We start from the raw sequence: 12,409 nt of genomic DNA on the forward strand, positions 1-12,409 counted from the left end.
GGCCCGTCTTGTACCGAGCGCTGTCCGGCTCTCTCGCCTGGTCGTGCTGCGGTCAGGTCATATGATGACCTGACGATCAGCTCCCTGCCTACTGTGATGCCAGTCACATGAATGCGGGGCTCCTCGCCGGCCGCGAACGCGAACACTCTGAGCACTGAGCCGGATTCCACGCCATCCGCGCGGTCAGGCTCCGGTGGACCTCGATGCCGCTTTCCACTGGTTCACCTCCGAACGATCAGTGCCTCTCGATGTCCTCGTGTTCGCCCACGACCACGGATACGCCGCCCGCGGCAGGTAGTTGGCGCGATGCCTCAAGGCGTATGTGGAGTACTGCGGGTACTGGCACCACTGGGCGGCGGGAGGGCACGCCGCGCTGCTTGCCGCGCGACGGCTCGTCGCCCTGCCTTGGCGGGCCGCCTCGCACCGCAGCATCGGCCGCGTCTACACACAGACCGGGCAGCCGGACCGTGGCAGGGAACAGCGGCGAGGGCCGAACGCCAAGCTGTACGGCATCGTCGCTGACCGCGCTGACCGCGCTGACCGCGCTGACCGCGCTGACCGCGCTGACCGCGCTGACCGCGCTGACCGCGCTGACCGCGCTGACCGCGCTGACCGCGCCGACCGCGCCGACCGCGCCGACCGCGCCGACCGCGCCGACCGCGCCGACCGCGCCGACCCGGCGGCGCTGGACACGCATCTCCCGAGCGCACTGCGGCTCTACGACCGCCTTGGTGACGGCGTCGCCAAGACACACACGCACCGCGGACTGGGGTGGGTGAGCGACAAGCAGGGGCAGCGACGCGAAGCGCTCGACCACAACGGGCAGGTTCTACGGCCTTCCGCGAGGCCGGCCACCTGCCCGGGCAGGCCATGGCGCTCGACAATGCCGGCCGGCTGCACGCGATGCAGGGCGACTCCCGGCGCACGCTCGAGTACTCGGGACAGGCGGTGACCCTCACGCGGGCCATCGGCAACCGGCATGCCGAAGCGGGCGCTACGGGCAGCCTCGATTACGCCCACCACCACCTCGCCCCGTTCGGCCAAGCCGTCGACTGCTGCCAACGCGCCCGTGCCCTCGTACGCGACTTCGGCGAACGCCACGGAGAGACCGAGATCCTCCTTGCTCTCGGCCACACGCACGGTGTCGTCCAGGCCCAGGCCCTTGAGTGCGCGAAAGTCGTGCCCGATGCGCCAGCGCATCTTCGCGCACCGCGCGAGAGCGGCAGTCGGGGTCGTGACAGCAGGGTTGGTCATCCAGTAACCGGCCCGTCAACCGGGCTCGTGAAGGAGGGCAGCGTGCCGAAGTACGAGCGTCGGCGCGCAGGGCGGCGCCCGGCCGTGTATGAGGATGGCCTCCGCGGTGGGGGACAGCGAAGGTTGGTGGGCTGGGAGACCTCGCGGAGCACCGTGAAACGGCGCGGGAGGCGGAAGGGCACGGCAAACCACGAAGTCAGACGAGGCGGGGCCCTCCGGGGCGCTCCGGGACCAGCGCCCCGGAGGGCCCCGCCGGGGCTCGCCGAGAACCATACGCGGGGGAAGCTGCTGCCGGCCTGGCCAAGCCACCGGGACCCCGTGCATCACCATGCGACCCACCGGCGGCCCAGACTTGTTCGCACCTCCGGCTCAGCCGCATGCGCATCGCACGGGCGTGAAGTGCGAAGTGACGGTGGTGAGCATCAGCTCCGCCAGTCACCAGGCGGCGGGCATGATCGACGCCCTCACAGGGCAGCCCGAGCCGCGCCGTACCACCTATTCCAGCGGATCAGGGCCCATGCCCGTTGTCCTGCCGCCCGGACCGGTCTGGTTGTCGGCGGCCAGGGGTGCGGGCGCCGTCCTCACGCCCGCACCCGTGCTCAGGTCTCAGGCCCGGTGGCTGCCGTAGTAGCCGCCGAGCTGCTCGTGATAGCCCGCATCCTCAGCGTGCTTGTCCTTGTCGAACTCGGGAGCGTTCTTGATCTGCTCCTTGGTCCGGTCGACGTAGATCGTCTCGGCGGCCGTGTCGATGCCGCTGACGAGCCCGGCCGGGATCAGGACGTGCTTGCCGAAGATCCACACTCCCGTGTCGACGACGAGGTGGGAGGCGCCGACGTCGTCAGAGTGCTTGTCGACCTTGCCGATGCTCCCGTCAGTCGCTTCGACCTTGTAGCCGATCAGGCTGCTGCCCGCCGTGTACCCAGCCGTCGGCTGGTAGCCCCACATGTCCGAACTCACGAATTCATCTCCATCTTCAACGAGTTCACGGCCGAAATAGATCATCGCGGCCCGTATGCCTTGAATTGCTCATGCGCCGGGTGCCCACCCCTGCCGACCGTACTCATCACCGGCGCGTACATCGCGAGGACATCCTGGCCGCGGATCCCCCTACGCAGATAAATGCGTGTCACGGTCCAAGAGCGCGTCGGAGCATAGAAATGGGGAGGGCTCGGAGCTGTCCGCCCCCATCCCGCCTCTGACAGTCAGACGACCTCTACCAGCGCCACCAGTGGACGCGCGACCCGCTGCCGCCGACCACAGGACGGACCACAAAACCCAGCACCCACAGGAAGAGAACGACGGCCGCGACCCACCACACGGCCTCAAGTGCGAAGCCCGCACCGAAAAGCTCCAGAGCCTGCAAAGAACGAGCAGCAACGGAGCCACAGTTATCAACCTCCCACAGTTATCAACCTCCAGGAATTCTCGTGCTCCGAAACTGCCTCGTCCGGAAACGTGCGCGGCATGATTCCACCCGACATTGCGAGTGCAAGAACGTGGCGGGCGAGCAGGTTCGAAGACTCCTACAGTGCACCGGACGGCATTTCACACGGCTCTCGGGGAGACGCCTGCCATGCGCTCAGCCGGTGAGGGCCGCGCCAGCCGCACTGTCCGGCGGGTGTGTACAGTCGGCTCGCCTCGGCGGTTGCCGGAAGCGCGAGGCAATCCTTCCAACGCGCCAGGGTGGAGCCATGACGAGCACGCACCGAGAACCCGAACCGAACCCGGTTCTCCTCGCACAGCCTGGCCAGCCCGCCGAGCGCAAGCAGCGGCTGCGGCGCCGGCTGGAGCGGCTGATCGGCATCGCCGCCACAGAAGGCAACGCAGTGCTGCCGTTGCGCAACGGGGACGAGATTTTCACCGCGATGCTGGAGAGCATCCGCGGCGCCGAGCACACGATCGACATGATGACCTTCGTGTACTGGCGCGGCGACATCGCCCGCCAGTTCGCCCAGGAGCTGGCCGACCGGGCCCGCAACGGGGTGAGGGTCCGACTGCTGCTGGACGGCTTCGGCAGCAGGTCGATCGAACGGGATCTGCTGGACCTCATGGACCGGGCGGGTGCGGAAGTGGCGTGGTTCCGCAAGCCCTTGTACCTCTCACCGCTCAAGCAGAACCACCGATGCCACCGCAAGGTCCTCGTCGTGGATGAACACGTCGCCTACACCGGCGGCGTCGGAATAGCCGAGGAATGGTGCGGCAACGCCCGTAATGAGAACGAATGGCGCGACACCCACGTCCAGGTACGCGGCCCCGCGGTGGATGGCATAGCCGCTGCCTTCAACCAGAATTGGGCCGAGTGCCACGACACCCTCTTCGACGCACGGGACCGCTTCACCGGCCACGAGCCACACGGCAACGCCGTCATCCAGGTCGTCCGCGGCTCGGCCAGTTTCGGCTGGCAGGACATGCAGACCCTCCTGCGGGTCATGCTCGCATCCGCCCAGGAACGCTTCCGCCTGGCCACGGCATACTTCGCCCCCGACGCCTACTTCATCGACCTGCTGTGCGCGGCTGCCCGGCGCGGCGTCGAGGTGGAGATCCTGCTCCCGGGCCGCCACACCGACAAGCGGGTCTGCCTGCTGGCCGGGCAGAACCACTACGAAGACCTTCTCGCCTGCGGAGTCGGCATCTTTCAGTACCAGCCGACCATGATGCACGCCAAAATCATCACCGTTGACCGGGTCGCCACCCTGATCGGCTCCACGAACTTCAACCGTCGCTCCCTCGACCACGACGAGGAGATCATGCTCGCCGTTCTGGACGAAGAGTTCACCGCCACCCTCGACCGGCACTTCGACGAGGATCTGCAGGTCAGCGAGCGGATTGAGAAAGGGCGCTGGAAGAGGCGCTCCACCGCGCAACAGATACGGGAAGCTGCCGTCGCCCCCATCCGCCGCTTCCTTTGATGCTGGGGCCGAGCCTCTGCGGAAGCAGTCGAGCCCGGCACTGACTCTGATCGCAGAAGAACCGACGCACTTCTCGCCGACCGCGGCTACGACCACGACAATGACGGCAACGGGCTGCCGATCGCGGTGGGCATCCGGTGCGAATCTGCATGACAGCCAGGCCCTGATCCCGCTGATGCGCGACATGTCGGCGATCCGCTCCCACCCCGACCGCGACGCCGTCGCCGCCCGGCCAAGCTGCATGCCGACAAGGGCTACAACACTCGATCACCTGCGCGGATGGCAACACCGCCGACAGACCGTGCCGCGCATCGCCCGCCGCGGCATGGAATCCTCCGGCCGCTTGGGTGGGCACCGCTGGGTGGTCGAGCGAACGACGCCCCGGCTGAACGGCTGCCGCCGCCTGCACCGCCGCTACGAACGCAGCACGCAGTACTTCCTCGCCTTCGCCGGAACCGCAGCGCTCTCATCTGCTGCCGCCGGTGCGGGCAACCCGAATGCCTTTCCGCAGGCGGCTCCTCGACAATGGGCGGCGTGCCAGGAACCGATGCGCCCGAAGCAGAAGTGGCCCGACTCCTTCAGGAACTCCGCAGTGAGACATGGCCTGCCCGGCTCAACTCTGCCGAGCGGGCAGGCGTCGACCTCCTGATGCTCGATGCCGACATCGCCGGGTGCGTGACGACCTGGCTGAGTAACGGTGGCTTCCTCGACGCACGGCGGCACCGGATCCTGCGCCGGATGCTCTCCGCTCTGGAACAGGTCCTGCCTGAGCTCGACGAGGCAGACAACCCCCGTTTGTGGAGGCTGTGGCACGAGATGACCCGCCTCATCGCCGATACCATCCGCACCCCAGCTAAGACGACCTCTAACGACCTCGTGCATGGTTGGCCGTAGCTCGGCGTCCAGGTGCCTCGTTGAGCTGTGCATGGTGGGGCTGGGGCGCGTGAGTTGATCGTCGCGGAGTACCGGATCACCGGGTTGTCGTCGGTGGTGGTCGCTGAACTCATCGCTGAGGTGGGGCCGTTGTGGGACGAGCAGCATCAGGCACGCCTTGCGGGACGACCGCGGCGACGGGCCGTAGGAGCCGGAGCGAAGCACAAGTTCGTCTTCGTCGACCGCTTACTCGCCACCATGGTGAATCTGCGCCATGGCACCACCCATGACGTGCTGGCCTGCTGGTTCGGCGTGGACCGCTCCACCGTCACCCGTGCCATCGGAGAGGTCCGGCCCCTGCTCGCGCAACGGGGCTGCACGGTCGCGCCGGGCATCCGGCTGCGTACTCTCGCCGAGGTCGTCGAGTACCTGGGCGCCGGCGGCCGGACCGGGATCATCGACGGTACGGAGATCCGTGTGCGGCGCCCGGCCGCGGGCGGCAAGGACCGGGACAGGTTCGTCTCCGGCAAGACCAAGCAGAACGCTGTGAAGTCGATGATCTTCACGGACGCCGGGGGGCGGGTGCTGTTCTGCAGTCCGGTCCGACCAGGTAGTTGTGCGGACATCACCCAGGCCCGACAGCTGGGACTGGTCCAGCTCCTGGCCGACGGTCCACTCCTGGAGATCCCGGCCGACGGTCCATTCCTGGAGATCCTCGCGGATGCCGGCTATCAGGGCATGGGCGCGCAGACCGGCGGGCGGGTGGCGACATCGCCCATCGCAAGTTCAAGAAGAACGCTCCAGCTTGGTACGAGGAGCGACACGAGCAGCAACGCAAGGCGCACTCCTCACGGCGCATCCCCGTCGAACACGGCATCGCCCACCTCAAGAACTGGCGGGCTCTTGCTCGACACCTTGGCCGTCGCGAGCACATGAGTGACATCGTCCAAGCCGTCGCCGGACTGCTCTCACACCAGCAGACCACCACCCTCGACCGCGGTCTTCGAGCGTGAACCTCGACCACGCCACGCACCTCGACGTGTCACGGCCAACCATGCACGAGGTCGTTCAAGGCTGTCCCGCAATCCCCGGTGGATCAGCGCGCGGCGTTGCGGTGCATCGCAAGGCGGAGGGTCGTCCTCCTACTGGGCGTATTCGGGCGATCCGACAACGCGGCGAGGTGCCGTAGCTGTCGTCGCGCGCCCTCCGGCGGTGTCCCCTCCCCGCGCGGCCGCCGTCGCCCCGGTCCCCTCCGCCGCCCGGCCCCGCTCGCCGTGCCGGTTCGTGACCGCCGCCCTACGCTCGGGGCATGCAACGCCGCCCGATGCACATGTCTGCCGAGGCCCAGGACGCTCTGCGCACCGCGCTGGAGGAACTCCGCGCGGAGCTTAAGGTCCCCCTGAGCTTCCCCAAGCGCGTACTCAAAGCGGCCGACAAGGCCGCGGGTGAGGCGCGCTTGCCCGACAAGGACGCCACCCACCTGCCGTTCTTCACGATCGATCCGCCGACCTCGAAGGACCTCGACCAGGCCATGCACCTGGAACGGAGGCCCGGTGGCGGCTACCGCGTGTACTACGCCATCGCGGACGTGGCGACCTTCGTCAGGGCGGGCAGCCCACTGGACATCGAGGCGCACGACAGGATCGAAACGCTGTACTTCCCCGACCTCAAGGTGCCCCTGCACCCGCCCGTCCTCTCCGAGGGCGCGGCCAGCCTGCTGCCGAACAAGGACCGCCCCGCCCTGTTGTGGCAGCACGACCTCGACGCCCACGGCAATCTGACCGACTCGTCCGTGAGCCGGGCCATGATCCGAAGTCGGGCCCAGCTCGACTACGCCGGCGCCCAGCAGGCCATCGAGAACGGCACGGCGGAGGAGTCCCTCGCCCTGCTGCGAGAGATCGGCGAGCTGCGGGAGGCCGTCGAAATCGCGCGCGGCGGCATCTCGGTGAATCTGCCGGACCAGGAGGTCACCCTCGAGGACGGATCGTTCCGGCTGCGCTACGTTGCGACGCTGCCGGTCGAGGGCTGGAACGAGCAGATCTCCCTCATGACCGGGATGTCCGCGGCCCAGATCATGCTCGACACGGGTACCGGCATCCTGCGGACCCAGAAGGAGCAGGCCGATCAGAACGTGATCAAGCGCCTGCACGACATCGCGAAGGCCCTGGGCATCGTCTGGCGGCCCGGCATCTCGTACGCCACGCTGGTCCGCAAGCTCGATCCCCAGAACCAGCAGCACATGGCCTTCCTCACCGAGGCCACGAGCACGATGCTCAAGGCGGAGTACACCGTCTTCCGCGACAACCAGAAGCCGGCGTATGCGATGCACGCAGCGATCGCGGCCCCGTACACCCATTGCACGGCTCCGCTGCGGCGCCTGGTCGACCGGTACACCGGTGAGCTGTGCGTGATGGCGTGCGCGGGCAAGGCCCCGCCGAACTGGGTGCTCGACGCCCTGTCCTGCATCCCGTGCGACACGGCACGGGGGAAGGGCGGCCTGGCGTACCGGCAGATCGTGGACCTGGCCGAGGCCGCGGTGCTCAAGGACCGCGTGGGCGAGGTGTTCGACGCCGCGGTCATCGACACCGACGCGGAGCGGGGCAGGCCGCGCGAGGGCAAAGTGTTCCTGGCCGACCCTGCCGTGCTGGCCAAGGTCGTCTCGACCAACGGCCTGGATCTCCAGCTCGGATCCAGCATCAGGGCCAGGCTCAAGCAGGCGGACCCCGCCGCGGACGAGGACAAGGTCCTCTTCACCGTGCCCTAAAGGGTGCTGCAGATCGGCGATCACGGCAGGTTCCGGCCAGCCGCAGCAAGGTCAACTGCCCTATTGCGCGACGATTTCCACCGTTCTGGTGAGGCCTTCGAAGCCCCTGCTGCGAGATCGGTCAGCGTTCTGCAACAGCCTTTAGCGACCGTGCGTATTTGATGTTCGGGTGCCATGGGCGGTTCACTACGACCCACCCCAGGCACTCTGGATGTTCGACCCCGACCCATCACTCCCCGCTCTGTTGGCCCTTCCTGCACCACTCGTCGAGGATCCGTACCTTGTCATCTAAGCGTCGGTCTGCGAATGAAATGGGAGCACGTAGCGATGTTCGCTCGCCGTTCTTGAGGAGTATCGACACCTGCCGTACGCCCAAAGTGCTGCGCACCTCGAGTCGGCGGATGGATGTGCGGGAGATCGGGGCGCGCTGTCCTCCAATGACGATTAGTACGTCGTTGGTGAGGCTCACACCGGAGCGGCGAGACAGCAGAGGGGTCACCACGGTGGCAATCGCAGCAGCCGCGAGGCATTGGATGAGCTCGCTGGATTTCATCGGGGTTGAGGTTGTCGCCATGGCCGCGAAGACTAGACCGGTACCGGCCAGCGTGCCGGCGAGGACGGGGAGCGCGAGCTGGAGAGCACCCAGCCGAAATGAGATCCCGCCGCCCGGTGAGCGCGGCGCAGCAGTGCTGCCTGGAGGGTTCAGCAAGACGTCTTCGATTCATTACGCGGTCGTGTTGGATTGTGGCGGGGAGATGGTGTCGTCCTGGATGCCACCAGCACCTGTCGGATCAGTGCCGGGTGGGCGCTGACTCGCCTAGCTGCGCTTGCAGTACTTGTTTTCTCTTGCTGGCCTTGCCGGGACGTGCCCAGCCGTGAACTCCCCAGCCTACGGTGGCTCCAACGACGCATTCCATCTGGAGCTGAGGGACGACTGCTCCGTCCCCGACGAGGACAGTCGTTCACGAGCTGGCTTCGCGGCGACACCGTCGACTACTCCTGGACGCCGGATTCGCCAGCGGCCGGGCATTCGCGCGCGCCACCTCCTAGCCGGAGTCGAAGGTCTCCCGCATCGAGAACGGCAAGCAGCGCTCAGCGAGGACGACATCCGTATCTGGTGCGAGACGATCTGCCAGGCCGATCAGTTGGGCGAACCGAATCGCGGTCCGCGGTCTACGGCACCGCCGTCCGAGACCTCATCCTCAGGGCAATCCAGCACTTCGACCAGGTAGCAAACGACTAGGAGAGCGCACCGTGCAGCCCGTGACCCCGCACTGGCGTACCAGCACCTATATGGGGACGGAGAACTGCGTTGAAGTGGCCGACAGCGACCCCTCCATGGTGATGATTCGGGACACGAAGGCGCCCATCCGGGGAATGCTGGCCGTCCAGCGGGACGCCTGGACGCCATTCGTCGGGTACGCCAAACAGGGATAGTTGAATCCAACGACGGGTCGCTCCGCGCTCTCGTTGTTAGCCAAAGATGAGCTCAACGTCGTTGTCCACGCAGAACTGCTGAACTGCAGGACGGTGATCAGGTGACTGACGTCACCGATGCGACGTCGGAGGACGGGATCGTCACCGACAGGCTGACGTTGGTGGAGAATTGATTCCAGCCGGGGCAGCATGGCCGCGCAGTGAGCATGAGCGAGGTCGGGGCAATCATCGTCTGGATGGTTGAGTAGCGGCGCCAGCGCGGTGCAGACGCTGCACCACGTCCAGGCGTCTCCATCCACCGGCAGCAGATCATCAGCGCAGTCTGGCGCACCAGTTGGCAGGGACCGGATGCTTTTGCAGGCCTCGGTGGCCCTGGCACCGGATGCGGACGCTGTATGCACGCTTCCACCTGTGGCGGTGGGTTGCAGGCCGGGCTTCGGCGCGACGGTGTCCTGGAGGGGCTTGGTGTCGCAGCGCGGTCTTTCGATCGGGTTCGGTCTGGTGATCGTACGGCTGTCGGCTGCTTCGTCGCGGACCGTCCGTCGCGGCATTGAGGGGCAGTAAGATCCGCGGGTTGTCTTACTGGGGAGGGGTTATGGCCGAGGGCCGTGAAAACACCAACACCGGTGCGGATAGCGCCGCTGATGTTGTGGACGAGGCGGGGGTGCAGCTGGTGTACCGTCCGCAGCCCGGCGACACATTGGTGGGTCTGCGGGTCCGGCAGCGGATCAAGCGGTGGGGGTTGGTGCTGCGAGGCGTGTTCCTCGCACTTTGGGTGGGGCAGTGGCTGGTGGGCACGATAAGCCGGGGCAGTGCAGACGTGGTCTCCAGCGTTCTGTTCTTGTTCGTTGTCCTGTTGGTGGGAGGCTATCCGCGGCTGCAGGCCGCGCAGGTGCAGCGGATCGTCGGATGGCAGGGCGAGTACCGCACTGTCGTGACGTCGGCCGGTATCACCACAAGCAGCGATCACAGCACGCTGATCCAGAAGTGGTCGGTCCTGCAGGGCTACCGGGAGACGCGTGGCCACTTCGTCTTGCTCAGCCGGGACCCCAACATCATGTGCCTTGAGGTCTTGCCCAAGCACGGGCTGAGCACCGCCGGCGACGTCGACCGGTTGCGTGCCCTCCTGGACCGGTACTCCACCCGCGTCTGACGCACGCGCGTACAGGGCACAGGTCCGGACGGGTATCGGGGCCGGCGGGTGCGACGCTTGGCGACTGGCTCCTGTACCGGGCCGCTGACGTGCTGCTCGCCGTGGTGGGGGTGGGGACCGTGCATCGCGCGAGCCGGTCAGTGAGACGGCTGCAGGAGCCTACGGGTGGAGCCGTGCAGGTGTGCTGTCTGGAACGCCCGTTTGGGCTGGCGGGTTGCGCTGAGCTGGTTGAGGGAGCATCGCAGCAGGGCTAGTGACCGCTGGGGTCTGATATGGCGTTGCCCTGTGGGTACATCCCCGACGATCATGGCCTCCGGTAGTACCACCTGCTGCGAGAGGGAGCTCTGATGGGGGCTTTGGCAAGGGCTAACGGCTTCGATCCGGTTTGTTTGGAGGAGGCTGTATCCCGGGTGGTGGAGGAGGAGGGGTTTTCCGGCACGGTCCGTGTCACGCGATGCTCAGATCCTGTGTTCACTGGTGCATATGGAATGGCGTCGCGGCGATGGTCCGTACCCAATACGTGCGAGATGAGTTTTCGGGTGGCCTCGGTGGCCAAGATGTTCACCGCGGTGGCGGTACTGCAACTCGTCGAACGGAAGCAGATCCGTTTGAGCGACGCGTTGGTGGGCTTCGTGGAAGGCCGCATGCCCCAGCTCGATCCGCGTGTCACCGTGTACCACGCCTTGACCATGACAGCGGGAATCGCCGACTGGTTCGAGGAAAGCGGTCCTGATTGGGAGGCCGAGTGGGCCGCCTTGGCTTCCACACACCCCCTCTACCTGCTGCGGAGCAACAAGGACTACCTTCCGCTGTTCGCCGGTAAGCAGTCGCACTTCCCACCCGGAGAACGTCACCTGTACAACGGCGCCAGCTACATCCTGCTCGGACTGCTCCTCGAGGCGGTTACCGGCCGTTCATACGAGCAGGTCATCGCCGAGGAAGTCTTTGCCCCGGCAGGTATGACCACGGCGGGGTTTCCAGCTTTGGACAATCTAGGACCGGGGGTAGCAGATGGCTACCTGGCCACGGCCGACAGTCCCACCCCGTATCGAACGAATCACTACGCAACCACTCCCTGCGCCGCCTCGGATGGAGGTGCCACCTGTACTGCCCGTGACCTTACTTCCTTTGCCCACGCGCTACGCCACGGGCATTTGTTGGACAAGGAGACCACGCGGCTGGCTCTGACCCCGCAGGTGATCGAGCGGGAAGAGGAAGTCCGCGGCTACCGGTGGATGTACGGCTTCGGTCTCACCCACCTCCTCAACGGTGAGGGCAACATCGTCCGATGGGGCCACACAGGAGAAGAAGACGGAGTCAGCGCTCGCTTCTACCACTATCCGCAACATGATGTGGATGTAGCCGTACTCGGCAACATCAGCTGGTGCGCCGGCACCATGGGATGGGCCATTCACGACGCCATCGTCCGAGGCTGAACGCAGTCCACTGCCGCCGGCCTCTCAGAACCTCAACCTCTGCACGCAGAAGCGCTATCAAAATGGACGGCGGACGCACCCCCTGCCGGGGCGAGGATCTCGCGGTACTCGCCGATGAAGGGGTAGCTATGGACGACATCGTTCCGAGGGAGCTCATCTCCCTGGCGGATGACGAGGGAAACAGCGTTACGGTCAGCGTTCTGGGACGTAGCCCCGGGTGGGCCGCCGGCCTTGGAGCCGAGATCGTCGTCAGGACGCCCTGCTTGTCGGGCCGCTGCTACCTGGCGCTGAACGTCACGAAGTTGGAGAACTGGTCCGACGCTCTGAACAGACTCGACGCCGGCGAGGATGTCGCCTGGATGGAGATGAGCAGAGGGGCGTCCATTTTCATCCAGCTCGACGGCGAGCGGGACTGCCCGGAGGTGGTCGTGGAGGACGAGTCGGGATCGATGGTCACGGTGCGCGTGCCGATCGCCCTGCCGGACGACTGGATCGCCGATCACCGACAGCGGCTGCACCAGGTGATGAATCACTGGGTTCCGATGCTGTCAGCGTAGGGAGGCACGATGTCGCCGGCAGATGA

11 protein-coding genes and 2 pseudogenes are annotated in these 12,409 nt (G+C 66.6%); 10 read left to right on the forward strand and 3 right to left on the reverse strand.

The window, feature by feature from the left end; genetic code table 11:
- Window positions 1-235: 235 nt before the first annotated feature.
- From ACFY5C_RS33415 to ACFY5C_RS33425, 3 genes are all read right to left on the reverse strand, one after another.
- Window positions 236-697: a hypothetical protein gene (locus tag ACFY5C_RS33415; RefSeq protein ID WP_389451519.1), complete on the reverse strand. Its 462-nt coding sequence runs from the start codon at window positions 695-697 to the stop codon at window positions 236-238.
- Window positions 698-717: 20 nt separating this feature from the next.
- Window positions 718-1,200 (reverse strand): hypothetical protein, encoded by a 483-nt coding sequence (locus ACFY5C_RS33420; protein ID WP_389451522.1) that lies wholly within the window; start codon window positions 1,198-1,200, stop codon window positions 718-720.
- 660 nt (window positions 1,201-1,860) lie between these two features.
- A complete protein-coding gene (locus tag ACFY5C_RS33425) occupies window positions 1,861-2,211 on the reverse strand; it encodes a PRC-barrel domain-containing protein (protein ID WP_389451525.1) in 351 nt (116 codons plus the stop codon).
- Window positions 2,212-2,945: 734 nt separating this feature from the next.
- On the opposite strand from ACFY5C_RS33425, the gene ACFY5C_RS33430 reads away from it, so the two are divergent.
- The 10 genes and pseudogenes from ACFY5C_RS33430 (at window position 2,946) to ACFY5C_RS33475 (ending at window position 12,383) form a co-directional block, all read left to right on the forward strand.
- Window positions 2,946-4,163 (forward strand): phosphatidylserine/phosphatidylglycerophosphate/cardiolipin synthase family protein, encoded by a 1,218-nt coding sequence (locus ACFY5C_RS33430; RefSeq protein WP_389451528.1) that lies wholly within the window; start codon window positions 2,946-2,948, stop codon window positions 4,161-4,163.
- Window positions 4,164-4,265: 102 nt separating this feature from the next.
- Window positions 4,266-4,646 (forward strand): annotated as a pseudogene (locus tag ACFY5C_RS33435) (transposase); the annotation flags it as partial.
- 165 nt (window positions 4,647-4,811) lie between these two features.
- Complete coding sequence (locus tag ACFY5C_RS33440; protein ID WP_389451684.1) at window positions 4,812-5,057, forward strand: hypothetical protein; 246 nt, start codon at window positions 4,812-4,814, stop codon at window positions 5,055-5,057.
- Window positions 5,058-5,294: 237 nt separating this feature from the next.
- Window positions 5,295-5,717 (forward strand): annotated as a pseudogene (locus ACFY5C_RS33445) (transposase family protein); the annotation flags it as partial.
- Window positions 5,651-6,049: a transposase family protein gene (locus ACFY5C_RS33450; protein WP_389451675.1), complete on the forward strand. Its 399-nt coding sequence runs from the start codon at window positions 5,651-5,653 to the stop codon at window positions 6,047-6,049. The pseudogene ACFY5C_RS33445 and the gene ACFY5C_RS33450, both read left to right, overlap by 67 nt.
- A 296-nt stretch (window positions 6,050-6,345) precedes the next feature.
- Window positions 6,346-7,800, forward strand: coding sequence for an RNB domain-containing ribonuclease (locus ACFY5C_RS33455; protein WP_389451531.1), 1,455 nt, complete (start codon window positions 6,346-6,348; stop codon window positions 7,798-7,800).
- Window positions 7,801-9,063: 1,263 nt separating this feature from the next.
- Window positions 9,064-9,237: a DUF397 domain-containing protein gene (locus ACFY5C_RS33460; protein WP_389451678.1), complete on the forward strand. Its 174-nt coding sequence runs from the start codon at window positions 9,064-9,066 to the stop codon at window positions 9,235-9,237.
- A 595-nt stretch (window positions 9,238-9,832) separates the two neighbouring features.
- Window positions 9,833-10,390 (forward strand): YcxB family protein, encoded by a 558-nt coding sequence (locus ACFY5C_RS33465; protein WP_389451534.1) that lies wholly within the window; start codon window positions 9,833-9,835, stop codon window positions 10,388-10,390.
- A 347-nt stretch (window positions 10,391-10,737) separates the two neighbouring features.
- Entirely contained in the window at window positions 10,738-11,826 is a 1,089-nt protein-coding gene (locus ACFY5C_RS33470; protein WP_389451537.1) for a serine hydrolase domain-containing protein, read from the forward strand.
- A gap of 128 nt (window positions 11,827-11,954) precedes the next feature.
- On the forward strand, window positions 11,955-12,383 hold the full coding sequence (locus ACFY5C_RS33475; RefSeq protein WP_389451539.1) for a DUF5959 family protein: 429 nt from the start codon (window positions 11,955-11,957) through the stop codon (window positions 12,381-12,383).
- The last annotated feature ends 26 nt before the right edge of the window (window positions 12,384-12,409 follow it).

Origin of the sequence: Streptomyces sp. NPDC012935 (assembly GCF_042900345.1) — a bacterium.
Lineage (GTDB): Bacteria > Actinomycetota > Actinomycetes > Streptomycetales > Streptomycetaceae > Streptomyces.

Excerpts from the sequence above, each read along its gene's own strand:
- ACFY5C_RS33415 (WP_389451519.1), bottom strand. The coding sequence starts at position 697 with ATGCGTGTCCAGCGCCGCCGGGTCGGCGCGGTCGGCGCGGTCGGCGCG.
- ACFY5C_RS33420 (WP_389451522.1), bottom strand. The coding sequence starts at position 1,200 with ATGCGCTGGCGCATCGGGCACGACTTTCGCGCACTCAAGGGCCTGGGC.
- ACFY5C_RS33430 (WP_389451528.1), top strand. The coding sequence starts at position 2,946 with ATGACGAGCACGCACCGAGAACCCGAACCGAACCCGGTTCTCCTCGCA.
- ACFY5C_RS33440 (WP_389451684.1), top strand. The coding sequence starts at position 4,812 with ATGCTCGATGCCGACATCGCCGGGTGCGTGACGACCTGGCTGAGTAAC.
- ACFY5C_RS33455 (WP_389451531.1), top strand. The coding sequence starts at position 6,346 with ATGCAACGCCGCCCGATGCACATGTCTGCCGAGGCCCAGGACGCTCTG.
- ACFY5C_RS33465 (WP_389451534.1), top strand. The coding sequence starts at position 9,833 with ATGGCCGAGGGCCGTGAAAACACCAACACCGGTGCGGATAGCGCCGCT.
- ACFY5C_RS33470 (WP_389451537.1), top strand. The coding sequence starts at position 10,738 with ATGGGGGCTTTGGCAAGGGCTAACGGCTTCGATCCGGTTTGTTTGGAG.
- ACFY5C_RS33475 (WP_389451539.1), top strand. The coding sequence starts at position 11,955 with ATGGACGACATCGTTCCGAGGGAGCTCATCTCCCTGGCGGATGACGAG.